Origin of the sequence: Dactylosporangium fulvum, from assembly GCF_025137375.1 — a bacterium.
Lineage (GTDB): Bacteria > Actinomycetota > Actinomycetes > Mycobacteriales > Micromonosporaceae > Dactylosporangium > Dactylosporangium fulvum.
This window is the reverse complement of record NZ_CP073720.1, coordinates 4,361,790-4,387,100: the sequence shown is the minus strand read 5'-3', so window position 1 is coordinate 4,387,100 and position 25,311 is coordinate 4,361,790. Positions and strand designations below refer to the sequence as shown.

Annotated in this window: 24 protein-coding genes and 2 pseudogenes; 11 read left to right on the top strand and 15 right to left on the bottom strand. The window is 69.2% G+C overall.

The window, feature by feature from the left end; translation table 11 throughout:
• Entirely contained in the window at positions 1-1,281 is a 1,281-nt protein-coding gene (locus Dfulv_RS20710; RefSeq protein WP_259865786.1) for an MFS transporter, read from the bottom strand.
• Between the two features lie 289 nt (positions 1,282-1,570).
• On the bottom strand, positions 1,571-2,536 hold the full coding sequence (locus Dfulv_RS20705) for an Lrp/AsnC family transcriptional regulator (RefSeq protein ID WP_259865784.1): 966 nt from the start codon (positions 2,534-2,536) through the stop codon (positions 1,571-1,573).
• Between the two features lie 142 nt (positions 2,537-2,678).
• Here Dfulv_RS20705 and Dfulv_RS20700 point away from each other — a divergent pair, with 142 nt between their 5' ends.
• On the top strand, positions 2,679-4,136 hold the full coding sequence (locus Dfulv_RS20700) for an MFS transporter (protein ID WP_259865781.1): 1,458 nt from the start codon (positions 2,679-2,681) through the stop codon (positions 4,134-4,136).
• Positions 4,137-4,347: 211 nt separating this feature from the next.
• Here Dfulv_RS20700 and Dfulv_RS20695 read toward each other — a convergent pair whose 3' ends face one another.
• From Dfulv_RS20695 to Dfulv_RS20685, 3 genes are read right to left on the bottom strand one after another with little or no spacing between them, the layout of a single operon-like run.
• Positions 4,348-5,289, bottom strand: coding sequence for a transporter (locus tag Dfulv_RS20695; RefSeq protein WP_259865779.1), 942 nt, complete (start codon positions 5,287-5,289; stop codon positions 4,348-4,350).
• Entirely contained in the window at positions 5,286-6,176 is an 891-nt protein-coding gene (locus Dfulv_RS20690; protein ID WP_259867793.1) for an ABC transporter ATP-binding protein, read from the bottom strand. Before Dfulv_RS20690 ends, Dfulv_RS20695 begins: the two co-directional genes overlap by 4 nt.
• Before the next feature lie 11 nt (positions 6,177-6,187).
• Entirely contained in the window at positions 6,188-6,595 is a 408-nt protein-coding gene (locus tag Dfulv_RS20685) for a GntR family transcriptional regulator (protein WP_259865777.1), read from the bottom strand.
• 88 nt (positions 6,596-6,683) lie between these two features.
• On the opposite strand from Dfulv_RS20685, the pseudogene Dfulv_RS20680 reads away from it, so the two are divergent.
• Both Dfulv_RS20680 and Dfulv_RS20675 read left to right on the top strand, forming a co-directional pair.
• Positions 6,684-6,980 (top strand): annotated as a pseudogene (locus Dfulv_RS20680) (hypothetical protein); the annotation flags it as partial.
• A 228-nt stretch (positions 6,981-7,208) separates the two neighbouring features.
• Entirely contained in the window at positions 7,209-8,078 is an 870-nt protein-coding gene (locus tag Dfulv_RS20675; RefSeq protein WP_259865775.1) for an IS630 family transposase, read from the top strand.
• A 303-nt stretch (positions 8,079-8,381) separates the two neighbouring features.
• On the opposite strand, the gene Dfulv_RS20670 is transcribed toward Dfulv_RS20675, so the two are convergent.
• From Dfulv_RS20670 to Dfulv_RS20655, 4 genes are all read right to left on the bottom strand, one after another.
• Positions 8,382-10,640 carry a carbohydrate-binding protein gene (locus tag Dfulv_RS20670; RefSeq protein WP_259865773.1) on the bottom strand — a complete coding sequence of 753 codons (2,259 nt, stop codon included), beginning with the start codon at positions 10,638-10,640 and terminating at the stop codon, positions 8,382-8,384.
• Positions 10,634-11,242, bottom strand: coding sequence for a hypothetical protein (locus tag Dfulv_RS20665; protein WP_259865771.1), 609 nt, complete (start codon positions 11,240-11,242; stop codon positions 10,634-10,636). The genes Dfulv_RS20670 and Dfulv_RS20665 overlap by 7 nt, the downstream gene beginning before the upstream one ends.
• Positions 11,243-11,546: 304 nt before the next feature.
• Positions 11,547-12,044 carry a hypothetical protein gene (locus tag Dfulv_RS20660; protein WP_259865769.1) on the bottom strand — a complete coding sequence of 166 codons (498 nt, stop codon included), beginning with the start codon at positions 12,042-12,044 and terminating at the stop codon, positions 11,547-11,549.
• A gap of 59 nt (positions 12,045-12,103) precedes the next feature.
• Positions 12,104-12,835 carry a hypothetical protein gene (locus tag Dfulv_RS20655; protein ID WP_259865767.1) on the bottom strand — a complete coding sequence of 244 codons (732 nt, stop codon included), beginning with the start codon at positions 12,833-12,835 and terminating at the stop codon, positions 12,104-12,106.
• On the opposite strand from Dfulv_RS20655, the gene Dfulv_RS20650 reads away from it, so the two are divergent.
• Positions 12,819-14,018 (top strand): glycosyltransferase, encoded by a 1,200-nt coding sequence (locus Dfulv_RS20650; protein WP_259865765.1) that lies wholly within the window; start codon positions 12,819-12,821, stop codon positions 14,016-14,018. The two genes, Dfulv_RS20655 and Dfulv_RS20650, sit on opposite strands and share 17 nt — an antisense overlap.
• Positions 14,019-14,283: 265 nt before the next feature.
• Here Dfulv_RS20650 and Dfulv_RS20645 read toward each other — a convergent pair whose 3' ends face one another.
• Both Dfulv_RS20645 and Dfulv_RS20640 read right to left on the bottom strand, forming a co-directional pair.
• Positions 14,284-14,718: a GFA family protein gene (locus tag Dfulv_RS20645; RefSeq protein WP_259865764.1), complete on the bottom strand. Its 435-nt coding sequence runs from the start codon at positions 14,716-14,718 to the stop codon at positions 14,284-14,286.
• Positions 14,719-15,011: 293 nt separating this feature from the next.
• On the bottom strand, positions 15,012-15,218 hold the full coding sequence (locus Dfulv_RS20640; protein ID WP_259865761.1) for a hypothetical protein: 207 nt from the start codon (positions 15,216-15,218) through the stop codon (positions 15,012-15,014).
• Between the two features lie 305 nt (positions 15,219-15,523).
• Here Dfulv_RS20640 and Dfulv_RS20635 point away from each other — a divergent pair, with 305 nt between their 5' ends.
• Entirely contained in the window at positions 15,524-17,548 is a 2,025-nt protein-coding gene (locus tag Dfulv_RS20635) for an ATP-grasp domain-containing protein (RefSeq protein ID WP_259865759.1), read from the top strand.
• A gap of 16 nt (positions 17,549-17,564) precedes the next feature.
• On the opposite strand, the gene Dfulv_RS20630 is transcribed toward Dfulv_RS20635, so the two are convergent.
• Both Dfulv_RS20630 and Dfulv_RS20625 read right to left on the bottom strand, forming a co-directional pair.
• A complete protein-coding gene (locus tag Dfulv_RS20630; RefSeq protein WP_259865757.1) occupies positions 17,565-18,554 on the bottom strand; it encodes a phosphotransferase family protein in 990 nt (329 codons plus the stop codon).
• 5 nt (positions 18,555-18,559) lie between these two features.
• The gene (locus Dfulv_RS20625) at positions 18,560-19,042 is read right to left on the bottom strand and encodes a helix-turn-helix domain-containing protein (protein ID WP_259865755.1); all 483 of its coding nucleotides are present in this window, start codon (positions 19,040-19,042) and stop codon (positions 18,560-18,562) included.
• Positions 19,043-19,619: 577 nt separating this feature from the next.
• Between Dfulv_RS20625 and Dfulv_RS20620 the strand changes: the two genes are divergently transcribed.
• The 4 genes from Dfulv_RS20620 (at position 19,620) to Dfulv_RS20610 (ending at position 21,770) form a co-directional block, all read left to right on the top strand.
• Complete coding sequence (locus Dfulv_RS20620) at positions 19,620-20,378, top strand: helix-turn-helix transcriptional regulator (RefSeq protein WP_319805814.1); 759 nt, start codon at positions 19,620-19,622, stop codon at positions 20,376-20,378.
• A 26-nt stretch (positions 20,379-20,404) separates the two neighbouring features.
• The gene (locus Dfulv_RS48590; protein WP_319805813.1) at positions 20,405-20,692 is read left to right on the top strand and encodes a hypothetical protein; all 288 of its coding nucleotides are present in this window, start codon (positions 20,405-20,407) and stop codon (positions 20,690-20,692) included.
• Complete coding sequence (locus Dfulv_RS20615) at positions 20,689-21,276, top strand: HD domain-containing protein (RefSeq protein WP_259865753.1); 588 nt, start codon at positions 20,689-20,691, stop codon at positions 21,274-21,276. Before Dfulv_RS48590 ends, Dfulv_RS20615 begins: the two co-directional genes overlap by 4 nt.
• A 191-nt stretch (positions 21,277-21,467) precedes the next feature.
• The gene (locus tag Dfulv_RS20610; protein WP_259865752.1) at positions 21,468-21,770 is read left to right on the top strand and encodes a hypothetical protein; all 303 of its coding nucleotides are present in this window, start codon (positions 21,468-21,470) and stop codon (positions 21,768-21,770) included.
• Positions 21,771-22,197: 427 nt separating this feature from the next.
• Here Dfulv_RS20610 and Dfulv_RS20605 read toward each other — a convergent pair whose 3' ends face one another.
• Positions 22,198-22,347, bottom strand: coding sequence for a hypothetical protein (locus tag Dfulv_RS20605; protein WP_259865750.1), 150 nt, complete (start codon positions 22,345-22,347; stop codon positions 22,198-22,200).
• A 72-nt stretch (positions 22,348-22,419) separates the two neighbouring features.
• Here Dfulv_RS20605 and Dfulv_RS20600 point away from each other — a divergent pair, with 72 nt between their 5' ends.
• On the top strand, positions 22,420-23,481 hold the full coding sequence (locus tag Dfulv_RS20600) for an integrase core domain-containing protein (RefSeq protein WP_259865748.1): 1,062 nt from the start codon (positions 22,420-22,422) through the stop codon (positions 23,479-23,481).
• 48 nt (positions 23,482-23,529) lie between these two features.
• Here Dfulv_RS20600 and Dfulv_RS20595 read toward each other — a convergent pair.
• Positions 23,530-23,781: pseudogene (locus Dfulv_RS20595) on the bottom strand (helix-turn-helix domain-containing protein); the annotation flags it as partial.
• 266 nt (positions 23,782-24,047) lie between these two features.
• Between Dfulv_RS20595 and Dfulv_RS20590 the strand changes: the two are divergent.
• Complete coding sequence (locus tag Dfulv_RS20590; protein WP_259865746.1) at positions 24,048-25,304, top strand: MFS transporter; 1,257 nt, start codon at positions 24,048-24,050, stop codon at positions 25,302-25,304.
• Positions 25,305-25,311: the final 7 nt, after the last annotated feature.

Below are 25,311 nucleotides of genomic sequence, written 5' to 3'. Positions count from 1 at the left end.
TCACCCGGGCGCGTCCGGTGCTGGAAGGGTCCGGCCCAGGCCGGCGAGTGGGGACAGCGCCATCAGCAAGGGTGACAGCATCATGCCGGCGGCTGTCACCAGCAGAGCCGTGCGTATTCCCCAATGTTCGGCGAGGAGGCCGCCGAGCAGCGAGCCGACCGGCGTCAGGCCCATGCCGGCGAAGGTGATCGTCGCGGCGACGCGGCCCTGCAACGTGTCCGGCGTGACGGCCTGCCGGACCGCCATGATCGTGACATTGACCAGTTGACCGAAGGCGCCGAACACCAGGTTGATCGCGATCAGCGCGGAGACGGTCGCCATCGAGCCGCCGTGCAGCGCGGGCGCGAACAGCATCACGCCGTCACCGACCGCCGCCGCCGCGACGAGCACCGGTCCGTAACCGAGGCGGCTCGGGAGGCGAGCGGCGAGCAGGGAACCGACCAGCGCGCCCGGTCCCGTAGCGGCGAGCGCCAGTCCGATGACGGTGCCGGACAGGTGCAGAGCTCGCGGCAGGAAGAGCAGATAGGCGGTCATCGTGGCCGCGAGGGAGAACTGGAACGCGGCCGAGGCGAGACACACGGTGCGGAGCACGGTGTTGCCGGCCACGAAGCGGAGGCCCTCGTGGATCTGCCGCCAGATACGCTGCGGACCGCCGGGAGGCAGGGAGATCGACTCGCGGTGGCGGATACGGGCGATGGACGCGAACGAGACGACGAAGAACAGAGCGCTCGACGCGGCGGCGATCGGCGCCGACAGCAGGGACGCCATCGCCCCGCCGAGGGCGGGACCGCCGACCTGGGCCGCGGACCGGCTTCCCTCGATCGCGCTGTTGCCCTGCAGCAGCTGCTCGCGTCGCACCAGGCGGATCAGGGAAGCTTGATAGGCGACGTCGAAGAACACCGACAAGGCCCCGACGGCGAAGGCGACGGCCAGCAGGACCGGCAGTCCGAGGCCGCCCAGGAGCGCGGCCACGGCGGCTGTGCCCAGCGCCACGGCTCGGCCGAGGTCCGCCAGGACCATGACGGTGCGGGTCCGCCACCGGTCCACCCACACGCCGATGAACAGCGCGAGCAGCAGCGGCGGCGCCTGCCCGACCGCGCGCAGAAAGCCCAGTTGATCCGCGCCGACGTTGAGCGTCAGGACGGCGAGCAGCGGCAGCATCACCAGGCTCGTGTGCTCGCCGAGCTGTGAGGCCGTCTGACCGGCCCAAAGGCTGCGGAAGTCGGCGTTGCGCCAGAGGCTGGGCGTGACGGGTCGAACATCATCAGAAGCGGACGGCACAATGACCCCTTGGATCGCTGCGGACACGGTCCACCGACGGCCGTCCGGCAAATCCGCCGACGGTCCAGGTGGAAAAGACTCGCTGTGCCGCGCAATGCAAGGGCAGCACGCGATGACAGGCCGGTTACGGCCTACGGCGTCAACGCGTGCTCGGACGACCGGGCATGTCTCAGCTCCTCATGGGTCACTCGCCGCCCGACGATAGCCGCCGGCGGCCCAGCGCGAAAGGCCAAATTGGAACCCGGGACGCGTAGCCGCCGTTCGTACGAGTCGTCGTCGGCATCGGTGGTCAGGACACCAGGAGCGTGCCGGCGCTCTTCATCCGCCGCACGACCGGCGCCGTCTCCGCCCGCGACACGCCGTCGAGCGAGCCGATGCCGGTGGCGAGGTAGTCGTACAGCTCGTCCAGGTCGCGGCAGATCACCGACGCCGCGACGTTGGCCGGACCGGTGATGGCCGCGGCGTAGCCGATCTGTGGGTGGGTGGCGAGTGCCCGGGTGACGGCGGTCAAGGCGCCCGGGGCGACGGTGAGCCACAGCGCCGCCTCCGCGGCGTAGCCGAACAACGCCGGTTCGATCTCGACGTCGAAGTACAGCACGCGGCTGCGCCGTAGCTGCTCGAGGCGGCGCCGGACCGTCGTCTCCGACCAGCCGGTGGCGGCCGCGAGGGCTGCGTTGCTGGCACGGCCGTCCTTGGCCAGCGCGGTGAGCAGGTGGTTGTCAGCGCTGGTGAGCGCGACCCGCTCGTCGGGCGGCACGGTTGTGCTCGGCGCCGGGTGCAGAGCGGCGATCTGGTCGGGGTTGAGCGCGCCCGTACGGCCGGGCCAGCCGTTGGTGCCGGCGACCGCTCGCAGCATGCAGTGCGCGGTGACGGCTGTGATGCGTGGCGTGCGGGGCAGCTTCTGCAGCAACAGCTCGCCCTCGTCGGTCTGCGCGCGGGTCCGGGTGATGCAGTTGATCTCGGTTCCGCCGGACAGGAGCGTGACCCAGGACGTGTCGGCGCGGCGGGCCAGCGTGGCGGCCACGGGCACAGCGGCGTCGGGCGTGCACCGCATCCGCACCAGCCAATCGACATGGCCGAGTGCCGCCGCGTCGGGTAGACCGACCACGCGTAGGGCGCCGGCCGAGCGCAGCCGCCGGTACCGCCGGGCGATCGTGCGGTCGGAGGTGGCGAGCACGGTGGCGATGTGGCTGAACGAGGCGCGGCCGTCGATCTGCAAGGCGTGGGCGAGCTGACGGTCAAGTTCGTCGATCATGAGTGGATCCACCCCAGAACAGTAGCAACGTGTCAGATTCCGCCGTGTTCGACGAGGTAGGCGCCTGACAGCTCCGGCAGCGGGCAGTCTTCCGGTCATGCGCAAATGGTTGCCCCTGCTCGCGGTTTCGTTGAGTACGTTCATGCTGCTGATCGATCTGACCATCGTCAGCATCGCCGCGCCGGCCCTGGCCAGCGAACTGCATTCGTCGTTCGCGGCGCTGCAATGGACCGTGGACCTCTACGTGCTGGTGCTGGCCGCCCTTCTCATGGCGGCCGGCTCACTGTCCGACCGGCTCGGTCACCGGCGGGTCTTCATCATCGGCCTGGTTGTTTTCGCGGTCGCGTCGCTCGCGTGCGGGCTGGCGCCGAACATCGGTGTGCTCATCGCCGCCCGGGGCGTACAGGGCCTCGGTGCCGCGGCAATGTACGCCACCAACGCGGCGCTGCTTGGCGCCACCTACACCGGCCGGGACCGCTCGGTGGCATTCGGCGTGTGGGGCGCGGCCAACGGCGCGGCGGCCGCGGCCGGGCCGATCCTCGGCGGAGTGCTGACCGAGCACGTGGGCTGGCGGTCGATCTTCCTGGTCAACCTGCCGGTCGCCGCGGTGGCAGTGGTGCTGGCCCGCCTGGCTCTACCCGGCCGTCGCGGCTCAGCCGCCGGACGGGTCGACCTGCCCGGCGTGGCAAGCTTCACCGTCGCCGCGACGTTGGTCGTGTACGGCCTCATCCGCGCCGGGGACGCGGGCTGGACCGACCCGACGACGATCGGCGTGCTGGCCGCCGGCGCGGCGGTGACCCTGCTGTTCCTGTTGCTGGAGCGGGGCCGGACCAATCCGATGCTGGACCTGGCGTTGTTCCGGCGGCCGTCGTTCTCCGTGTTGATGTTCGGCTCGGCGGCACTGACCGCGGCCGCCTTCGCCAACCTGGTGTTCGTCTCGCTCTGGGCCCAGTCGGTGCTCGGCCTCGGCGCGATGGCCGCCGGGCTGGTGCTGGCACCGATGGCCGCGGTCGCCTTCATGGTCGCCGGCGTCGGCGGCCGGCTGCTGCACGCGGTCCCGCCGCGGCACAGCATCGGCTGGGGCCTGCTGCTCGTCGCTGTCGGCACCGCGCTGTGCATGCTGGTCGGCCCGGACTCGGGCTGGGCCGCGCTGGTGCCCGGACTCTGCGTGTCCGGCCTCGGGGTAGGCCTGAGCACGCCGGTGCTGGCCTCCGCCGCGCTGGCCGTGGTGCCGCCGGAACGCGCCGGTATGGCCAACGGCGCGTCGAACACCTTCCGCCAACTCGGCTATGCCCTGGCCCTGCCGGTCTTCGCCACCGTGGTGGCCGGCCAGGCCCGACACGTCCTGGCAGGCAGCGGCACCGTCGCCGCGCCGGAAGCGACGGCCGAACAGCTTACCGGCGGTGGTTACCGCGAACTGCTCGGACAAACGTCCGCAGCAGTGCTGCGCACCGCTTACGCCGCCGGCCTGGACCGTGTCTTCCTGGTCAGCGCCGTCCTGGCCGCGGTTGCCGGGGTGGCGGTCCTGGTGCTGCTGCGTCCGCCGGCCCGCACGCAGGAGGTGGAGAAGCCGGTCCCCGTACTTGCAGGCCGCGGGTGAACCGGCACGGTGAACGGGACCGGGTGACGCGTGGCTCGGTGTCGTAGTCGTCCAGGTGCATGACGCGAACAACGACCCGCGCCGCGGCCCGCGTCGTTGTTCGCGTCATGCCGTCACCCGGCCGGTTGCGACGATTCCGTGTCCGGCCTTCGACACTGACTCGATGCTGAGCGGTTCCGGTGTGCGCGACGTCCGCGCACACCGGCGGCGGTCAGGCGATGCGGCGTACGCGGCGGACCGCGAGCCAGAGGAGCAGCGCGGCCGCGGCCACGAAGATGCCGGTCTCGATCCACTGGAAGGTCCAGAACCGGCCCTCGGGCTGGTACACCTGGTAGTTGTAGGCGCCGGGGCGCAGGCCCATCTCCCGGGCCGCGGCGCACAGGCCGCCGTCGCCCTCCGGCCGGCAGACCATCATGCCGCCGGTGACGCGGGTGCCGTCCGCCTGGCGCACCTCCGTCGACATCAGCCAGGCGCCGGCCATCAGGTCGACGCGGTCGTCGATCCCGAGGCTGCGGGTGAGCGGCGCCATGAAGCGCGGCCGGGCGTACATGCCGACGGCCACCCGCGCGGCGATGTAGGCCGGCAGGGTGACCGCCATCGCGGACATGACCTTCGGCAGCACGGTGCCGGCGTACAGGCCGAGGGCGACCGCGAACAGCGTGTAGCCGACCGGGACGACGCCCTGGACGTCGAAGAAGACCTCGGTGAAGCGGCTCTCGCGGAACTGCAGGGGCTCGTACCACCACGAGATGCCCCAGCCGTAGCCGGCGGCGAGGACGGCGACCGCGCCGCCGAGGAGGCCGGCCTTGGTCCAGGCCCAGTGCCGGCGGCTGATGCCCTGGGTCCAGATCATGCGGTGGGTGCCCTGCTCGATCTCGCGGGCGACGAGCGGCGCACCCCAGAACAGGCCGAACAGCAGCGGCACGGCCAGGAGCAGCACCGCGACGTAGAGCAGTGGGCTGTAGATGTCGATGAACTGGTTGACCCCGCGGTCGCACAGCTCGCCGCCGGTCGCGCAGCGCTGCACGACGAGCCGGTCGAGGTCGTGGCGCATCGCCAGGCCGGTCGGCACGATGAACGCGGCGAGCGCGGCCAGCCCGAGCAGCGTGTAGAGGCCCTGCTTGCGGTGCTGCCGCCAGGTCAGCCAGATCATGCCGCGACTCCCCATGCCTCGTGGGTGGCCTCCGTGACGCCGTCGGACAGGTAGGCCAGGATCAGGTCTTCCAGGGTCAGCTCGTGCACCGTCCACGACGGGTCGGTGACCCGGCCGGTGACGCGCACCAGCAGCGTCGACTGCCGGTCGGTGTGCCGGGCCCGGACGACGGCGGTGACGCCGCCGATCGGCTCGCCGTGGTGCCGCGGGCCGACCAGGCGCCGGTGCTCGCCGACGATGTCGTCGACGGCGCCGGACAGCTGCACGGCGCCGGAGCTGAGCACGACGAGGTGGTCGCAGGAGTGCTCGAGGTCGGCGAGGATGTGCGAGGAGAGCAGCACGGTCGTGCCGGACTCGGCGACGCCGCCCATCAGCGTCCGCAGGAACTCGCGCCGCGCGACGGGGTCGAGGCTGGCGACCGGCTCGTCGAGCAGCAGCAGCCGGGGCCGCTTGGCGAGGGCCAGGGCCAGGGCGACCTGGGCGCGCTGGCCGCCGGAGAGCTTGCCGACCGGGATCCGGGGCGGGATGCCGGCCTGGGCGAGCCGGGTCCGGGCGAGCGTGGCGTCCCACCGCCGGTTGACCTTGCCGCCCATGGTGACTAGGTCGTCGGCGGTGAAGTCGCGGTAGAGCGGGGTGTCCTGGGCGACGAAGCCGATGTCGGCGAGGGCGGCGGTGTTCTCATACGGCGTGTTGCCGAAGACCCGCACCGCGCCGGCGTCGGGGCGCAGCAGGCCGACGGCCAGGTGCAGCAGCGTGGACTTGCCGGATCCGTTGGGCCCGACCAGTGCGGCAACCCGGCCGGCCGGCAGCCGCAGAGTGCAGTCCCGCAGCGCCCAGCGTGCCCCGTACCGCATGCCGAGCCCGTCGGCCTCCAGCACGTGCTCCATCTCGTGTCCTCTCATGCCAGCTCCTCCAGCAGGGCGTCGGCCTGCCGCGCGGCGCGGATCGTGGTGTCGACGAGCGCGCTGACGTCCTCGTCGCTCAGGCCCGCCGCCTGGGCCCGGCGCAGCCAGTCGAGCAGCTCGGCGCGCAGGTCGGCCTGGTTGGCGAGGGAGTCGCCGGCGAGGGTGCCGGTGACGAACGTGCCGACCCCCGGCCGCCCCTCGGCGAGCCCTTCGAGCTCCAGCTCCCGGTAGGCCTTCAGGACCGTGTTCGGGTTGATGGCCAGGGACTGCGCGACATCGCGGACCTTCGGCAGCCGGTCGCCGGGCACCAGCAGCCCGACCCGCAGGGCCTGTTTGACCTGCTGGACGAGCTGCACGTAGGTGTTTACCTTCGACCGGCCGTCCAGCACGAACTCGATCACGCCGGCCCGCCTCTCTGTTGTCCTACGACAGTAAGACTATAGGACAACAGGGGCGCTGGCATAGGCTCGGGAAGTGGATCAACCGCTGGTGACCGTGTGCCGGGACTGCTGCTGCGGCTCGCCCCGCAAGCACCCGGACGTGGACCACGCCGGGCAGGTGGCCCGGCTACGGGCGGCGCTCGGGCAGGCGGGGGTGCGGGTCAGCGGGTGCCTCGACGCGTGCGAGCGGTCCAACATCGTCGTCGTGCACCCCATGCCCGCCGCCGGGCGGGCCGGCGCCCGGCCCGTCTGGCTCGGCTACCTGCTCGACGACGCCGTCATCGGCGACCTGACCGCATGGGTCGAGGCCGGCGGGCCCGGGGTCGCGCCGCTGCCGGAGATCGTCGGGTGGGCGTCGATCGGCAGCGCTGCGAGACGAGCGTCGATCATAGGTGTGAGGCGCGCCGCGAGTTCCGCATGGTCGGCGACCGCTGCGCCGAGTTCCTGGTCGCTCCCCCGAAATGTTCGGATTGGGGGTGCCACGACAGCGGACACCGCCTAGTGCTCAGTTCCTCTTTGGAGGTGTAGATCGTTTCTGTCCGGCGGTGGGATGCTGGTGGGGAGGCGATCTGTCATGCCGAAGTTGCTGTACGCGCGTCCTCCGATGGATGTGGAGGAGGAACGCAAGGTCCGTAAGCTGGCCGGGGCCAGGCATGCTCCGGCGGACTGGATCATGCGGGCGAAGATGATCGCGGCGAGTTGGGGCGGAAAGCGACGATCCGCAGTTCGTCTCAAAAGGGCGGCGGTCGTCGAGCTCTACACCCACCCGCCGGCGTGCACCACGGTGATCTGCGCCGACGAGCTGGGTCCGGTGATCGCGCGCACGTTCCCGCCGGCACCGGGCTGGTCGCCCGACGGCCACCGCATCAAAGCACCCCTCGAATACTCCCGCGGGACGGACAAGCTGTGGGTCTACGGCGCGCTCCGCATCCGCGACGGCGCCGAGGTGACCTGCTGTGCACCCTCCCGCAACAGCGACGGCTGGATCCAACTCCTCGCCCAGGTCGCCGGGGCCAACCGGCGGGGCCAGATCCGGGTGGTCACCGACAATCTGTCCAGCCACTTCAGCGCCAAGGTGCGCTGCTGGCTGGCCCGCCATCCCCGTATCCAGCAGGTATTCATCCCGAAACGGGCCTGCTGGCTGAACATGGCCGAGGGCTGGTGGCGGCTGCTACGCCGGGCCGCGTTCGCCGGACAGTCCTTTGTCGACACCGCCGAGATCGCCTACGCCGTCGAGATGGCCACCACCCAGCTCAACACAAACGCCAACCCTGGGTGTGAGGACGACCGGCACCACCCACCCGCACCCTCCGCCGCAAGTTCGTGTACCGCCTTTGAGGAACGTCGCACTAGGCGGCAGGGACCCGGCAAAGTCGTGTTGGGTGTCCGGGTTGAGGTGGTTGGTGTGGACGCGCCCTTGCTGGAGGTAGCAGGGCGGGCATGACCGGTTCAGAAGATCGTCGAGGTTCCTGCGCCTGTTGATCGCTTCCGAAGTGAGCCGTGCCCGCATCGCCGTCATCGCTGATCGCCTCGCGGTGAACGCGGCCGACCGGGACCTGGCCGACGTCGTCCAGGCTGGCCCTGGCCCGCCTGTTCGCCGACGGCACCTACCCGAGAGTCCTGCAGCAGTGGGGTGTCGCGGACGGCGCTGTGCAACATCCCGCCGTGCGCCCGCAGGACGCATTGCTTGCGCGCGTGCCGAGGGGCCGACCCGCACGGGCCGGCCCCTCGTCGTGCGAACAGCCGTTCAGCTGGCGTAGACCTCGAACTCGTAGATGCGGGCCGCCGCGTCCGTGTTGCTCGTCGGCACCAGCACGTTCATCTGCACGTACCGCGCCTGGGCCGCAGCGATCGTGTGGGTGGACACGTTGGCGGTGTTGCCGAGGACCTGCGACACCGTCGTCCACGTGGTCCCGTTCGTCGACACCTGGATGTCGTAGTCACGGGTGTTCCACGCGACGTTCTCACCGCCGGCGCCGGCGTGGCGCACCACGAACCGGCTCACCGACATCGACGATCCCAGGTCCACCTGCCACCACTTCGTGGCGCCCAGCGCACACCACTTGTCGGTGTTGCCGCCGTTGACCGTACCGTTGACCGCCTTCGCCGGACCCTCGTTCGCATTGCACGACGACGACGCCGACGCCGGCCGGTTCAGCGCCAGGTTCCCCGGCGGCGGAGGCGGCGTGCCACCGGTCAGCACGAAGTTGTCCACGTCGAACAACCCACCGGTACCCGTGCCCACGAACACCAGGAACAACGGACCCGAGCCGGCCGACAGCGGGGCCGACACGTCCACGAAGGTCCCGTATCCGCCCGTGTTCGCCACGTTCAGCGTGCCGAGCAGCGGACCGCTCTGGGAGCCCGACCGGACCTGGATCTGGCCGCCGGTGCCGCCCGACGCCACCCGCGCGGTGATCCCGGTCGCGCCGGACACGTTCACCGACGCGAATCCGAGCCAGTCGCCGCCGTCGATGTAGCCGACCCGGAAGCCGCCGGTCGCGTTCGCATCCGCCACGTTCTGGGTGCCGAGCTGCGACGAGAACGCCTCCGCCTCGACTCGCGACGGCGGAGGCGTCGTCCCGTTGACGTCCAGCGTCCACTTCTGGTTGGTGCCGCTGCCGCAGGACCAGAGCCGGACGTTCTGGGCGTTGCTCGGGTCGGCATCCAGGCAGAGGTGGGAGTCGACACCGCGGATGGTCCCGTCGGAGAAGAGCCGCCACTTCTGGTTGTTGCCGCCCAGGCAGTCATGGATGACGACGCGGGTGCCGTTGGTTTTGCCGAAACCCAAGGCGTCCAGACATTTCGTACCGTTGTAGACGGTGATCGATTGGTTTGCCTGCCTGGTCCAGCGCTGGTTGGTGGCGCCCACGCAGCCCGCGACCTGGAGCTGGACATCGTTGGTCTGGGACGAGTTGGGGACGTCGAGGCACGTGTTGGAGCCGACGTTCCGCAGTCCTGTCGGGCCCGGGGTGGGCCCGCCCCACGCGTATTGCAGGCGATCGACCGCCGTGGTGTTGGGCTGCCACAGCGGCGTGTTGCCGAGGCTTCCGTCGAACGCGGTACCGAGCCGCAGGTTGTTCAGCGTGTCGTGGTCCGGGGTGGACGTACGGCCGCCGATGGTGTGGCACCAGATCGCGCCCAGGTGGAGGTTGTGGACGACGTCGGTGAGGGCGCGCAGGTACGCGACCTCCTTGTCGGTCGATCCGCTGGGCGTGGCGTTGAAGTCGACGCCGGTGTCCGCGGACGCGCCGAACTCCTCGATGACCGTGCGGTCGGCGCAGTTGCCGATCAGGGTGGTGAGGTCGGTGACCCACTGGTCGTAGGTGCGCGAACCGTACGGGAAGGCGTAGCGGTGCAGGGCGAGGTACACACCGTTGAAGCGGGCGTCGTTGCACAGCGGGCGAATGTCACTGCCCCAGCCGCCGCCGTCGAGTTGGGCGCCCTCGATGAACATCCGGTTGTTGGGTAGGCCGGCCGCGTTCATGCGGGCGATCCAGGTGGCCGCGAAGTCCAGCCACTGGGCGGTGTTGAAGCCGATGGGCTCGTTGATCGGATCGAAGTAGATCAGAGGGTTGCTCAGGTACCTGGCGGCCAGGGTGTCCCACATCTGGTTGAACGTGGCCAGGAAGCTGGCGGGGACCATGTTGGTGCCGTCCTGGGACCAGTAGGACAGGATCACCTTGAAGCCCCTGGCGGTAGCGGCGTCGATCACGCCGTTGTAGGAGGCCCAGGCCGTGGTGGCCGGGTTGATCGGCAGCCGGACCGTGTTGGCGCCCAGCCCGCTCTGGAACGACGCGAACATCGCGTCAGCCTTGCTCCGGGTGGTGTTGTAGTCGTCGTTCGGCGACAACCCTTGCAGGACCAGCCGGTCGGGACTGAAGTTGTCGCCCAGCCGGGACCAGTGCACGCCCTTGAACTGGCTGGGATCGAGGCCGGCGGCGGCTCCGGCCGTCGACAGGTTGGACACCACCATCAAACAAGCCGTGGCCAGTGTGGTCAGCACGGCGGCGATCCAAGCCACCACGCGGCGTCGGCGGCGGGCCGCGGTTGGGGCGGATGTCGATCGGTGAGGGCTGCGGATGCGAGCCATGGTTTCCTTTCCAGCTCGGCTGGCGGTGCGGCGAGATGGGGAATCAAAACGGCAGGTAACGTGGCGGCAACCAGCCAGAAATGAACGTAACGAAATCCTTCGAGATACGTCGATCGTGTATTTCGGAACTTGTCAATCTGTCTGGCGGATCGTCGCCGCGGGAGCCGGGCGATCGCCTGCTCACACGGCAGGCCGCCGCGCCCGCCGGTAGGGCTGGCACCGCCCAGGACGACGGCACCGACGATGTCGAGCGGCAGTGGGCCGCCCACGCTCGCGCCCGCTCCGGCGAGCCCGAAGGTCAACACCATGCCGGCGATCGCCGAGAAGAGGCCAGCAACGACCGCACAGACCGCTGCGGTGACCACGACGACCAGTTGACGGCGTACGCCCCGACGGGCGCGCGGATCGGAGACGTGCGCCAGGGCGGCGGGCAGGCCAGCAGCCAACTGCGGTGCGCAGAGTCCGGCCGGCGCCGCCGACAGCGAGGCGATCAGCGATGACGGCGATGCGGGCACGGCTCACTTCGGAAGCGATCAACAGGCGCAGGAACCTCGACGATCTTCTGAACCGGTCATGCCCGCCCTGCTACCTCCGGCAAGGGCGCGTCCACACCAACCACCTCAACCCGGACACGTCGGGTGCCGGGCCGGGAGGGTCGCCGGCGTTGCCAGTCCCACCGGCCCGAAGTCGCAACGCCGCGGTGCACGGCCGACGCACGCCTCTCGCCGGCCATGCCCGCCACGTTTGCGTTAGGCGTCCTCGTACCGGTCCGAAGGGTGGCAGATCAGACCGACCTCGGAAGATCTGTGCGCCACGTTGTCAACGGATGAAGCTCATCCAGTTCGTTGCCGGTAGCCAGGACTTCTCTGCGAGCTGCGCAGTCCATTCCACCAGCTGCGCCCAGGTCGAGCATCGTTCAACCTCGAACCAGTAACAGGCACCGCAGCCGTCGGCATTGTGCGGGTTGCAGTCGTCGCAGTGAACCTGCCACTCAGCCGCCATGCTTGCCGCGAGCAACTCCTTCGCGGTGACCAGGTCCGCCGCGACGCGGGTCCCGCCTTCGGAACTTGCTTTCGCCAACCGCTGCTCCTCGGCCGCAGCCCTGGCACGCTCCACTCTCTCGATCTCGTCGTACGAGACGTGGATCACGCCGTTGCCCGCAGCAATATCCTTGCGGCAGCCGAAACAGACGGCCCGAAGGTGGTTTGCTGGGCGAGGCGGTCGGGCAACCGCGGCAGCAGCGGTCGTGTATTTCTCGCCGGAAGCGGCCATCCGACCACGGATTGCGCGTGAACGGGCCCGATTGTTGCTGCTCATCGAGACCTCCAGCAGCGTCCCACACCCGCCGCAGGTCGAAGCGAGCCACGGGTTCAGCCTCACGCTGCGTCGGTGACGGCTTGTCCGTCGTCGCAGCGGCCGGTGTGGGCGGGAGCTGCTCGGAGTGCGGCGGGCGTGGCCGCCACGACGATGATAGCGCCCGCCGTCCCATGGATCGCGCACGCCATGTCCCCAAAGCGACCGCGATGCACAAGGGACTGCGCCACGGCCACACGACGGCGCGTGACCCGAACCAACGGGTTTGGATGGCGTGCTCCTTCACGCTGAGCTCGCCGCCGGATGCCAGTGACTCCCTCAAGAGGCGTCAACGGCGGTAGGCGGGTCGGACAGCTCAGCGTCGATCTTGTTTCGTCAATCAGGATCGCCAGTGGCACCCCAGAGCTTTCGAGAGCGTGGATGATCTGCTCCGTCAGGCGGCTCCGCTCGTCCTCCCTGCGGAGGCCTTCGTCGTCTGCAAATTCCCAGGCGACCCTGGCCGCCAGGACTTCGCGCAGGACTGTCACCTCTGGGGCGAACTCGAGCCAGCCGCCGGAGCGGAGTCGCGTTGACGGGCCAGCTTCCTCCGCTGCACGCACGGCAACGGCGAGGTTGACCAATGCCTCAAGCTGGGCGGCGGCAGCAGCCCGGGTCCGCTCGGCCAACTCGTACACCTGATGGCGCCACTGATCAACGGCGAGGGCGCGGGCACCACGTCGGAATGCCTCGCACGAACCGCCGAGGCGCACTCGGGGCGCGGCCGCGACAATGAGCGGCGTGCGCGTGCTGTTCACCGCGGTACCGATCTACGGCCATCTCCTGCCGCTGCTGCCCCTCGCCGAAGCCGTAGCCGCAGCCGGTCACGAAGCCGCCGTCGCCGTCCCGCCGTCGATGGCACACCTCGTCGGCGAGCTGCCGGTGTGGCCGGGCGGGCCGGAGCCGGCTGAACTGCTGGCCGAGAACGACCAGCGCACCAACGGCGCCGACATGGCCGATCCGCGCGACATCTTCCCAGTAGCATCCTTCTTCGCCGGAACCCGAGTGGATCTGGCCTTCGACACGATCCTGGGCACAGCCCGGGCGTTCGATGCCGACGTGATCGTCGCGGACGAGTACGACGCGGCCGGGCCGATGGTGGCCGCCACGCTGGGGCTTCCGCTCGTCCAGCACGCGATCGGGCTACCAGTCGCCCCGCCGCCGCTGTCGCCGGCCATGGAAGCCCTCCTCGCGCCTCGCTATGCACAGCGGGGCCTGGCCCGGCCCAGCCGGGTCGCGCTTGTAGACCCGTGGCCGCCCGCCCTGCACAGCCCAGGTTGGTCGCCGCCAGCCGACCGGCTGCCAATCCGCGCCCGCCCCTACGCCGGACCAACCCCAGGCCAGCCGCCGGACCTGCCACCGTCCACGCCCGGACGGCCACAGGTGCTGGTCACCCTGGGCACCGTCCTGCTCGACCTCGGCATGCTCGACACCCTCGTCGACGCCGTCGCCACCCTCGGCGACGTTGACGTGCTGGCGCTAGTCCCGCCCGGCTGCACCCGCCCACAAACCGGCGCCCGGGGCAACGTCCGCTTCGTGGGCTTCACGCCGATGGCGCAGCTGCTCGCCACCGGCGTAACCGCAGTGGTGGCGGCGGGCGGTGCCGGCACCGTCCTGGCCGCGATGAGCCACGGCATCCCGATGGTGCTGTGTCCCAAGGGAGCCGAGAAGCCGATAAATGCTCAGCGGGTCGCCGCCGCGGCCGGCATCGTCGTCGACGACCCAGCCCGGGCCGGTGCGGCGGTCCGCACCGTGCTCACCGACGTGTCGTACCGCGCTGGGGCGCAACGCGTCGGCGAACAGATCCGCCACACCCCGGACGCCGGACGGGTCTGGTCCGCGCTACGTGACCGGCTCCGTCCAAGGCCACCCGTGCCCGATGCAGCCGTCGGGCGCCTCGTATCTAGTACGACCCGCGGAAGCGCGGTCCGAGACAATTGATCCCCAGCACGCGCGCAATAGCTGGTCCTGCGCGGCTTGGACCGGGCGGCTGTCGCCGGCGGCGTCGAGGGTGTCAGCGGCCGCCTCGGTCCACCCCTCCACGGCGGTAAGTGGATTCTGCAGGGTTCCAGGGACAGTTCCGCCCGGTCATCGAGACGTTCCTGCGCAAGGCGAAGCCCACCCCGCGCCAGCACCGGCTCGGCCGGCGACGCTGCTTCGCCGGATAGGGCGCCAGGTATGCCGACAGCGCACCTGCGATGTCGAGTCACTGCTCGGCACGAACCGGCCCTCTGCTCGTGTCGGGCACGTGCGGCAGCCAGGCGACCGCGTCGCCGCGGAAGGACTGGTTGACTGGAATGAGGTCCTCGCCGGTCCGGTCGTCGAGGGCGGTCATGTTGATGCCGCTGATGGTGTCGCCGTAGTCGAACGCGGCGAGGTGGCTGCCGCAGGTGGCGCAGAAGCCGCGCCTAGTCTGGCCGGGGAAGGTGTCGTACCAGGTCGGCTCGCCGCCGTCGCCGGTCCAGCGCAGCCCTTCGAGGGGGAACCCGACCCAGGACTGCATTGGTCCACCGGCACGCTTCTGGCAGTGCACACAGCTGCACACATGCGGATAGTCGGGTGAGCCGGTGACGGTGAACCGGATCTTCCCGCACAGGCAGCCGCCGGAGCGGGTCTGTGTATCGGTAGTGGTCTCGGGCATCAGTGCAGTTCCTCAGCGTTCGACGAGATCGGATCGGTGGCTGGCTGGGCTGCGGTTGATGGGGGGCAGGTCCTGGACGAGCACGGGCAGCCCGGACCGTCGGTGCACCAGGTCGAGCCAACGACCGGCTCCTCGCCGTCGGCATGCACGGGCACCATGACACCGGTGAGCGACGAGGCGCAGGGCACGACGACACGCTCGATGTCCTCGAGAACACCGTCGGGCCCACCGACGAGCGCACCTGCGATCACCGGCGCGCCCGCTGCCGCTGCCGTCGTACAGACAACGCGGCGCTACGCCTCCGTCAGTGTCGCGGGCTCGCCTACGACGCCGAGGACCACCACTCCGTCACACCCGTCCGCGACGTATCGGCGCACGACGCGGCCCAGCGACGTGAGGTCGAGGGCCGCGTCCGGGCCGGCGAACGGGGTCGGCATCATGCCCCAGGAGGTGATCGGGGACGCGAGAGGGAGGTGGCAGACTCCCTCTCGTTCTTGCATGCAACCTGCTCTATTTGCATCTACGAACGCGCGAGGGAGACGATGGACTGCAGTGGCCCGTCCGCGCCCACGACCCATGACGGCGGATGGCCGAGCGCCAGCAGACGCAGCTGCGCAGAGACCAGGTCGGACGCCCGTCTTGAGTCCCGGCTCGCGGACACCGGAATTGACTCTGTCGACGATCTTGTGATTCCGGGTGCGTGCGTGTCGTCGGGCCGTCCTATATGGACTGTGGTAGATGATCGCGGTGCGATCTTGCCAATCTCGATGTGTTGCCACCGCACCGGCGGCTGCGAGGACTACCTATGACCTCCGCCCGGATCCTGCTGCTGGAGGCCGCCGGCCCTGAAGCCGGGGCCATCGCTGCCACCGCGATCGGGCTCGGCCATCAGGTGTACGCCCTCACCCAAGATGACTACTACGCGACCTACAGCGCCGACCTTCGTAACGCGCTGTCCGGGTGTCTATTGACCGATCTCTCCCGACCAGCATCCTCACTCGACGAACTCGTCGCATACGCGCGGAAGATCCGCGCCGACGCGGTACTCACCACCAACGAGTACCTGACCCCACTGCTGGCCCGCGCCTGCGCCGCCCTCGGCCTGCCCGGCAACGACCCCGACCTCGCTCCGGCCGCCCGGAACAAGGCCACCATGCACCAGGCGCTCACTCGCCATGGGGTGCCCACGCCGCGGACGGAGATGGTCGCGAGCGAGGCGCAGCTGCGGCACCTTTGTGCGACGGGCCAGATCGCGTTCCCGTGCGTGGTCAAGCCCGCCGAGGCCGCCGGCTCAGCGGGCGTCACGGTTGTCCGTGACCCCTCCGCCATCGCCGCAGCCTGGCGGACGGCACGCACCCCACGCGGCATGTACGGCATCTCCCTCGACACCCAAGTGCTCATCCAAGAACACGTCGACGGCGCCGAGTACAGCGTCGAATCGATCACCCAACAAGGGCACACCCGCCACCTGTGCACCACACGCAAACAGGTCGCCTCGGGACAGCACCCGATCGAGCTCGGGCACAGCCTGCCCGCCACGCTCCCACCCGGCATCGAACACACCGTCCACCGCGCCGTGGAACGAGCGATCACCGCCGTCGGCATCCGCAACGGCCCCTCCCACACCGAGGTCATGGTGGGCGAAGACGGGCGATGCACCGTCATCGAGATCAGCGCCCGCCTCGGCGCCGGCCAGATCGGATTCCTCATCCAGCACGCCCTCGGCATCAACCCGTGGTCGGCGCTGCTCAACACCGCGCTCGGCCGGCCCGCCACCCTCGACGCGACTCAGAGCCACTACGCCACGGTACGGTTCCTCACCAGCCCACACGCCGGCCGCTTGCGAGCGGTCCACGGACTACCTCAGCGCAGCCCGGAAGTCCCGGACGTCCGAATCCGTACGGCGATCGGCGACCGCGTCAGGAAAGCCCAGGACAACCGCAGCAGAATCGGCCACCTGATCGTGACCGGCCCGAATGCCGAACACGTCGAGCGGCACGCCGATCAACTCATGGCCGACGTCCGCATCGAGGTCGACCCGAAACCGAACACCGCCAGCACAACACGGCATGTGCCGATCTCCGCACCCGAGTTCGACGCCCTGTACTCCAGCCAGACGGGCGGCGGCGGAGTCGCGACCGTCATGCGCATCGTCGACCCGCTGCTGCCCATCCGCGTCGAGCCGTTCTCGTTCCTCTCCGCCGACCTGCTGCACCATCTCAGCAACGAGCTGGCCCTGCAGCGCGGGCAGCTCCTCACGGATCTCGGATGCGGACGCGGTGGTCCCGGCCTCTGGCTGGCTCACCTGGCCCGGGTGCGCCTGATCGGCGTGGACTTCTCCGCGGTCGCGGCGGCCGAGGCCGACCGCCGCGCAGCAGCTTTTGGCATGGACGGAACGGCCCGGTTCATCGTCGCCGACCTCACCGCCATCGGGCTCGCCGATCGCAGCGCCGACGCCGCCGTGTCGATCGACGCATTCCAGTACGCCGCCCCGGCAGCCGTACTCGGCGAGACCCGCCGGATCCTGCGCCCCGGCGGACGCCTCGTCCTCACCGGTTGGCATCCCAGGAAACCGGGCGACCGCCGACTCCCGCAACGCCACCGAACCACCGACTGGCCGAAGCTCCTCCGCCGCGCCGGCTTCACCCCGATCCGCTGCGTCGCCAACCCGGACTGGACCGCCACATACCTGGCCATCTATCAGGTCGCCCTCACACTGGGCGATCCCGGCGACGACCTCGGCCTGGCCGGCCTGCAGCAAGAGGCCGCCCGGCGCCTGCCCACCGCACACCTGCTCCACAGGGTCGCGGTTACCGCCGTCGCCAGCTGAGCGATCCGGTGTTCGCTCAACCCAAGCTCGCCTGGACCCTCGCCATGTCGTCATAGGTGCCCGCCACGCCCTCGGCGTTGCCCAAGCGGTGCCGTTCCAACCGGATGGCGCCAATGTGCCGCGCCTGGTAGACGAACGCCCGCAGCGATGCCTCCGCAGACCGCTCCAGCGGTCCGTAGCTGTCCCAGAAGGCATCCCGTTCGGTACCGGGCTTCGCCAGCGCCATGTGCATGGTCCAGTCAGCGGCCGGATCACCCCACCAGGTCCGGTCCAGGTCGAACACGCCCGTGATCGTGGGCTCGGCAGCGTGAGCGTCGAGCATCACGTTGACCGTCCACAGATCGCCGGCGAGCATCCGCGGCACCCGCACCTCGTCGAACACCACACTGCGTTCGCCGACCAGCGCAGCAATCGTCCGCAGATCGGCGGCGTCGAGCCCGACGCTGTCCACGTCCGCCGCGATATCGGCGAAGCTCGCCTGCAGAGCCTGCGCCCACGTCGCATACCCAGGACCGGCAACCGGGCCGAAGCGCGGCCCACGAATGGCGTGCACCTGGCGGGCGATCTCACCCAACTGCCGGAAGAAATGGGGCCACGTGGTGCGCGGATAGCTGCCCAGGTGATCAGGCGCCGGAACGCCGTCCAGGAGCGTCTGCACCAGATAGTCGCGGTCGATCACCTCGTGGGACCAGTCCGCGGCGACCACCTGGGGCATCAACGACGCGATCGACGTCAGCCACGGCACAGTGGCGTACTCGTTGCGCATCAACTCCCGCTCGCTGCGGAACTGCTTCGCGGCAGGCGGCGCGACCCGCAGGACCACCGGCTGTTCCTGTCCACTGACCTGCACACGATAGGTGTTGTTGTACATCCCGGCGCCCAACTCGACCGCAGAGCTCACCTGAACGTGCGCGCCGAATACCCGCCGACAGATCGCCGTGATGTCTTCTTCGGCAATCGGCTGCTGGAACGCCTCCGGGGCTCGCTCAATCGACTGAAACTCCATGGACGTCATTTTCTCGTATCGCCTCTCACTCTCGCCAACCTGACATCTGGCGCTGTCATGGCCGACATTGCGTCAGGCACGGCATCAAGTCGCCGACGCCGATAGACCTCGAAGTCCGCAACGACCGCCAGCGCGTCCGAGTACAGCACTGGGTCCGCAGCCATGGCTGGGCTCTGGTCGCCACGTCCCACACTGCCATAGGAGCTTCCATGAAGTCCCTCGCCGGCTTGGAACCCCGTGCAGGCCAGGCCGTACAAGCGTGTGAGCGTTCCGGCGGCGCTGAGGGTTTCGTCGCAGCGTTCAACGAGGTCCTTGCTCGGCCAATGCTGAGCCTTCTCGATCTTGCCAAGCAGTGCGCCGGAGACGTGGACCGCAGAACCGAGCCGCGCGAGGGAATATCCCCGCAGGAGTCGCCAAGCACGGAGTTCAGCGCCGAGGTAATGCTGAGGCGACTCGAAAGGCATCAGCTCGGCGGGCTTCTGCGCCACCTTCCCTCATCTCCCTCTCATCACAAAACTGTGGCCCGAAGCATGACGGCGACGCGCTACGTCGACCATTCCGTCTCGCTGGTGATCAGGAGGTTGAACCCCGACCACCGGCGAACTGCACGGCCGGCGTCCCCACTGTCGAACACCACTGACCCGGCCGGCATCACCGTCATCTCCTTACGTGTGTGGGAAGGACGTGCCGTACGACACGAACCACACCGCCCAGCGCGACCCGCGCCGCACGGCACGCCCAACCCTTCACCCGCCGCCACAGCTCGCTGATCATGTAGCAGCGGGGAGCCCTGCTTTGTCCGACGCAGGTCGGCGCGTTCCAGCGCCCTCGCTGTCGAACGAGACCGGCCACACAGTCCGCGCCGCTGCGGCTGTTTGGTGCGATCCGTGACGGTAACGCTACGATCGACGTGCCGGTGAATGGACTCACTGACGGTACGAGTTCCAGGCACCAACGGCGCTCATGGCACGTCGATTTAGGTTCAATGCCAACCGCGAGTACGTGTTGGGGGTGAAGATGCGTTCCGGGCGTCGGGCAGCGCATCGAGGCACCGTTACCGGGTACATGTTCAAACTCATCCGGGAATCGATCCCGGCCAGCCAGGAACGGGTCGCCGCGGACCTCGGCGTCGACCGCGCGACAGTGCAAAGCTGGGAGTCCGGTCGGCGGCCCTTCACATCAGTGACGTTCGGTCAAGCCATCGCCGTCCGCCACAAGCTCGCTCGACTCGGCGCCAACCCGCGACTGCTCGGCATGCTCGACGAGGCCGCGGAGACGGACTACCTCCTCGACATTATTCTCGATGCGGACCCGGAGACCTACGCCGTCGACCACCACCCACTTGGCTGGACCGTGTTGACGCATTCGTTGACCGAGATGCTGGCCTGGGCCGTCGTCGGTCAGGAGCCAGCCGTGTTCCGCGCACTGCACCGCCCGACCGGACGCCGAGGTCCCGTTCCCGCAAGTCCGTCGCTGGAGTCAGCTGAACGACGTGCCTTCTTCGACAACCTCCAGATCATCGCCGATCGCGCCGGACAACGGAGTCCCGGCAGCGTCCTTCTCCACCGTCAGGCCTGCTTCCTCGCGGGAATCGACCCCTCAGGGCATACAGCCTCCTGGCTCGGCCAAACGGCGAAGAAGTCGGTATCGCCTTCGACGTTCCACACATGGTCGCCGCTGTGGCCAGATGCCCGCTCGGTAGCCACAAGCCTTGCCAAACAAGGCGACCCCCAGCCTCTACGCGACTTCATCGCCCGCGCTCATCCAGATGACGCCTGTGAACTGGCGGCCTCAACTACTCGGCATACTGGGTCGGCGACGTAGCGCACCGCCAGCGCGACGATTCCTTCATGCCCGACAAGTCGCTGTCCTGGCGAGGCGGCCGCCTCCTGCGTCACCTGGTCGACCGGCTCTACGCAGGCCATCCGTTCATTGACCTGAACATTCACAGTCTGTGGGCACTGCTGACCCTCCGGCATCGACTCGCACAGGACGAACCCGAACTCGGCAGCGACCTGCTGCGCCGCGCCGTTGAAGTACTCGACAGCAACACGATTTCCGCCCAATCCCGACGCGAGCTAACGTCCATCCTCTACGGACTCCGCATGAGCGGGGTTCACCAGCAAAGGACGGGATGATGACCGACGCTGACACAGCCGGCGCCATGAGCTTCCTCTTCGAGGTCGGCATGCTGAAACGGGCCAAGCGCACCGGCTGGTGGATCGCTGGCATCAACAACCCGGAGTCCATCGCCGACCACTCGTTCCGAGCCGCCATCACGGGCACCATCCTCGCCGCGATGGAAGGCGTCGACCCAGCTCGCGTCGCCCTGATGTGCGTGCTACACGACACCCAAGAGACCCGAATCGGGGACATCTCACGCATCGGAAAGCGGTACCTCAAGGCTGCGGACAACCCGAGCATCACCGCCGATCAGATCGCCGGATGCCCACCGACGGTTGTGGACACGATCACCTCGGCCGTGGCCGAATACGAGGCCGCCACGACCCCTGAAGCGATCGTCGCACGCGACGCGGACAAGCTCGAGTGCCTCATCCAGGCCGTCGAGTATCAGCACCAGGGCATTACGACCGTGCAGTCCTGGATCGACAACTGCAGAGCGGCCCTCAAGACCGATTCGGCTCTACGCCTCGCCGACGCTGCAATCGGCGGGGAGCCGTTGACCTGGCTGTCGAATTCCCCCAAGCCCCGTCAGGACTGAGCTCAAAGGTTCTTTGTAGTTCGGCCACGATCTGCCACGGGGCAGCGCACGTCAGCGACCTGGGCGGTGCCGCGGAAGGTCACGCCCCTCCCATACCCGACATCGCGATTCCCGACGTCGCCCCACCAGATGCCGCCACCGCGGAGGCGTTCGTCCTGATCCACACCGTCGATGCCGATCTCGACGAAGAGATGGTGGTACCGGCCGCGCTACGGCACCTGCGCGACGTCGCCGGCCACACCTGCCGTACCGCCGCAGGAAACGGGCACTACCCGCCTGAGCTCGCGGTGGCGACGCTCGCCGACACCACCGCGGCGCTCACCGAACTCGCCCACCAGCTCAGCCCGTACGTGGGGGACTTCCGGCCCGCCGCGGGCCGGCATGTGGCGGCCGCCGAGACCGCGCTCGCCGAAGCGCGCGGTCACCTCGACGCCGCACGGCACCACGTGACCCTGCTCCCCGTCGAGAACCAATCGGTCGCCGCAGCGGCCTGACCCGTGCCGCTCGGACAGGTTCGCCGACGGGCACCCCGAACCTGTCCGAGCAGCACGGCACCCACCTTTGCTCGTCCCGCACAAAACGCAGTTCTTTTCGCATGTCCGCCGCCCGCTGTTCCCGCGCCGTCTGCGCAGCACACCCAGTCGCATGCGGGACGTCCCCGCGGGCGCTGCCGCACCGGCGGTCGTTGATGCATGTCACCCTGCTCTCTGACGGCATGGGCGGTCGCTGGGCCTTCGGTCCGCGAGTTGCCGCGACGCCTGCACCCGTGTACCCCGCGCAGATCTCCTGCCGCTGTGCGACCCCACCCGACATCGACGCCGCCACAGTGGCCCGCGCCATCACCACGCGTCCGCCTCAGCACACGTGGCGCGTGCGGTCGGACCACGGTCGACGGGTCCGGTCGACTGGTCCGAGCGGGGTTCAGCAGTACCGGTAGACGTACGTGGCGCGGTAGCTGCTGCCACCCGCGTTGGACAAGGAGCGGTTGCCGACACCGATCTGGAACAGCGGGTAGGAACCCTCCATGAACTGCACCGCACCGTAGTTGATGTTGTAGTACGTCGACGCCACCCGTGTGCCGTGCCATAACTCGTCGCACGGATTGTGAGCCGGGTTTCGCCGATCGGGGCGCATGCTCGTGTGATGGTGTTCCGGCTGCTGTACCTGAGCATGGTTCAAGTGTTCGGCTGGCTGGTGTGGCTGTCGCGCAGCGACGCTGCCAAGACTGCGGAGCTGTTGGTCCTACGTCACGAGGTCGCGGTCCTGCGCCGGCAGGTCGGCCGGCCGCGACCGTCGTGGCCGGACCGGGCAGTGCTGTCCGCGTTGACGCGGCTGCTGCCCGGATGGTTGCGCGGGCATCGCCTCGTCACGCCCGCCACGCTCCTGGCTTGGCACCGCCGGCTGGTCCAACGCCGTTGGACCTACCCGAACCGGCCAGGCCGGCCGCCGATCAACGCCGATGTTCGGGATCTGGTCCTGCGGCTGGCGCGGGAGAACCCAGACTGGGGACACCGCCGCATCCAAGGCGAGCTGGTCGGCCTCGGGTACCGGGTCGGTGCCGGCACGATCCGCCGGATCCTGGCCCGCACACGGACCGGGCCAGCGCCGCGCGGTATGGACACCAGCTGGCGACGCTTCCTCCGGACTCAGGCGCACGGGCTGCTGGCCACCGATTTCTTCCACCTCGACACCATCGCGCTGCGGCGAATCTACGTGTTGGTGGTGATGGAGGTGGTCACCCGCAGGGTGCACATCCTCGGCGTGACTGCGAGCCCGACCGGGGACTGGACCACGCAGCAGGCCCGGAACCTGATCGTCGACCTCGGCGAGCGGGCAAACTCATTCCGGTTCCTGATCCGAGACCATGACAGCAAGTTCACTACCTCGTTCGACGCGGTGTTCACCGCCGAGGGCGTCGCGATGGTCAGGATCCCGCCGCGGACACCGCGAGCGAACTGTTACGCCGAGCGGTTCATCGGCACCGTCCGCCGCGAATGCACCGACCACATCATGATCTACAACGAACAGCACGCCCGCGCCATCCTTGACGCTTACGCCCGGCACTTCAACGAGCACCGTCCACATCAGCGTCTCGACCAGCACCCACCCCGCCACAACCCGGACGTCGTGATCCCGCTCGACCGACCGGTACACAAACGCCGAGTCCTTCAGGGCCTGATGAACGAGTACCGCCGAGCAGCCTGACCACAGCCAGAAACACCAGCTCACAGGCCCTACACGGAGAATTGGCGCGGCACAGGCGGCGAGCAGGTCGACCGCTTCGCGGATGTAGCGCCCTGCGGTGGCCACGCCGATGCTGAACCCGGCCGCGAGCTGAGCGCAGGAATAACCGTTGCGGAGGTAGGCCAGGGCGAGCAGGGCCTGACCGGCGGGGTCGAGACGCCGCCACCGCGACCGTAGCGTCCGTCGATGGCCGCGGAGCAGGGTGGTGAGATGGTTGAGGCTCCAGGCGTACAACGAGATCGCCGACGGGTAGGACGGCATCGAGATGCTCCACCGGGAGCAACGCCCTTGGTCGATTGCCGTCCTGCCGGAAGCCTCGCCGTGTGACGCCGGTCCATGCCCTACCGATGACACCCCACCTGACCAGCAAGATCAGGTAGGAAAGGGCCCAATGTCAATGCGCCATTCATTACGACTTCCTCGGTCTTCTTACGTGAACTTCCGTCCTCTCACAATGACGTCCATGAAAGGCTGGTAAGATTGTCGGTCGTGATGTCGTTGGTGTTGGACCTCAGCCAGGGCCGGTCGTGAGTCGACACCGTCTGCTGGCAGACATACAACCGCTGCGCGAATCCCCGGAGTACCGGCGGCTCTGGCTGAGCTCGGCACTCTCCTCGATCGGTGGGCAGATGACCACCTTCGCGGTCGCGTTGCAGGTGTTCCACATCTCCGGCTCGTCCGCCGCCGTCGGCGCCGTCGGCCTGTCCACGGCCATCCCCGCGATCATCGTCGGACTCGCCGGCGGCGTCCTGATCGACTCCATGGACCGACGCCGGCTCGTCCTCGTCACGAGCACCGTCCTGGCCCTTATATCCGCCGCATACGCCGCACAGGCATACGCCGGCAACACCACACTCTGGCTGCTCTACACCCTCGCCGCGGCCAACGGCGCCGTCAACGCCATCAACCAGCCCGCCCGGCGCACCTTCATGCCCCGGCTCGTCCGCCGCGAACTGGTACCCGCCGCCGCAGCCCTCACCATGATCTCCGGCTACACCGCCATGATCGCCGGACCTGCCCTCGCCGGCGTCATCACCGCCGCCGCAGGACTCAAGATCTGCTACCTCATCGACGCCGTCAGCTACGGTGCCGCCCTCTACGGCGTCTTCCGGCTCCCACCCATGCACCCCGACGGCAAAGCCACCCGACGCAGCCTCGCCGCCGCCATCGAAGGCCTCACCTTCATCGCCCGCAACACCGCGCTGCGCGGCGCCATGCTCGCCGACCTCTGCGCCACCGTCCTCGCCATGCCCATCGCCCTGTTTCCCGCCATCAACGCCGACCGCTTCAACGGCTCGCCCCGCACTCTCGGCTTGCTCAGCACCGCCATCGCCGTCGGCGGACTCCTCGGCTCCGCCCTGTCCGGGCCCGTCAAGACCATCACCCGCCCCGGCCGCGCCATGCTCATTACCGGCGCCGTCTGGGGTGCGGCCATCGCCGGATTCGGCGCCGTCCACGGACTCCCCGCCACGCTCGCGCTCCTCGCCGTCGCAGGCGCCGCCGACATGCTCTGCGTGGTCTTCCGCACCACCATCGTCCAACTCGCCACCCCCGACACCATGCGCGGCCGCACCAACTCGACCGAATATGTTGTCGGCGCCGCATTCCCACAGGTCGGCAACTTCCGCGCCGGCCTCCTGGCCACCGCCACCACACCCCAGATCAGCGCCATCGCAGGTGGGCTCGCCGCCATCGTCGGAGCCGGCCTCATCGCAGCGAAACTTCCCGCCTTCACGGCCTACCGACACGCCGACAAATCCGAACCCGCCGCCGACCTCCCATGACCAACCA

Excerpts from the sequence above, each read along its gene's own strand:
- Dfulv_RS20705 (WP_259865784.1), bottom strand. The coding sequence starts at position 2,536 with ATGATCGACGAACTTGACCGTCAGCTCGCCCACGCCTTGCAGATCGAC.
- Dfulv_RS20700 (WP_259865781.1), top strand. The coding sequence starts at position 2,679 with ATGCTGCTGATCGATCTGACCATCGTCAGCATCGCCGCGCCGGCCCTG.
- Dfulv_RS20695 (WP_259865779.1), bottom strand. The coding sequence starts at position 5,289 with ATGATCTGGCTGACCTGGCGGCAGCACCGCAAGCAGGGCCTCTACACG.
- Dfulv_RS20690 (WP_259867793.1), bottom strand. The coding sequence starts at position 6,176 with ATGGAGCACGTGCTGGAGGCCGACGGGCTCGGCATGCGGTACGGGGCA.
- Dfulv_RS20675 (WP_259865775.1), top strand. The coding sequence starts at position 7,209 with ATGCCGAAGTTGCTGTACGCGCGTCCTCCGATGGATGTGGAGGAGGAA.
- Dfulv_RS20660 (WP_259865769.1), bottom strand. The coding sequence starts at position 12,044 with ATGAGCAGCAACAATCGGGCCCGTTCACGCGCAATCCGTGGTCGGATG.
- Dfulv_RS20645 (WP_259865764.1), bottom strand. The coding sequence starts at position 14,718 with ATGCCCGAGACCACTACCGATACACAGACCCGCTCCGGCGGCTGCCTG.
- Dfulv_RS20640 (WP_259865761.1), bottom strand. The coding sequence starts at position 15,218 with ATGCAAGAACGAGAGGGAGTCTGCCACCTCCCTCTCGCGTCCCCGATC.
- Dfulv_RS20635 (WP_259865759.1), top strand. The coding sequence starts at position 15,524 with ATGACCTCCGCCCGGATCCTGCTGCTGGAGGCCGCCGGCCCTGAAGCC.
- Dfulv_RS20630 (WP_259865757.1), bottom strand. The coding sequence starts at position 18,554 with ATGGAGTTTCAGTCGATTGAGCGAGCCCCGGAGGCGTTCCAGCAGCCG.
- Dfulv_RS20620 (WP_319805814.1), top strand. The coding sequence starts at position 19,620 with ATGTTCAAACTCATCCGGGAATCGATCCCGGCCAGCCAGGAACGGGTC.
- Dfulv_RS48590 (WP_319805813.1), top strand. The coding sequence starts at position 20,405 with ATGCCCGACAAGTCGCTGTCCTGGCGAGGCGGCCGCCTCCTGCGTCAC.
- Dfulv_RS20615 (WP_259865753.1), top strand. The coding sequence starts at position 20,689 with ATGATGACCGACGCTGACACAGCCGGCGCCATGAGCTTCCTCTTCGAG.
- Dfulv_RS20610 (WP_259865752.1), top strand. The coding sequence starts at position 21,468 with ATGGTGGTACCGGCCGCGCTACGGCACCTGCGCGACGTCGCCGGCCAC.
- Dfulv_RS20600 (WP_259865748.1), top strand. The coding sequence starts at position 22,420 with ATGGTGTTCCGGCTGCTGTACCTGAGCATGGTTCAAGTGTTCGGCTGG.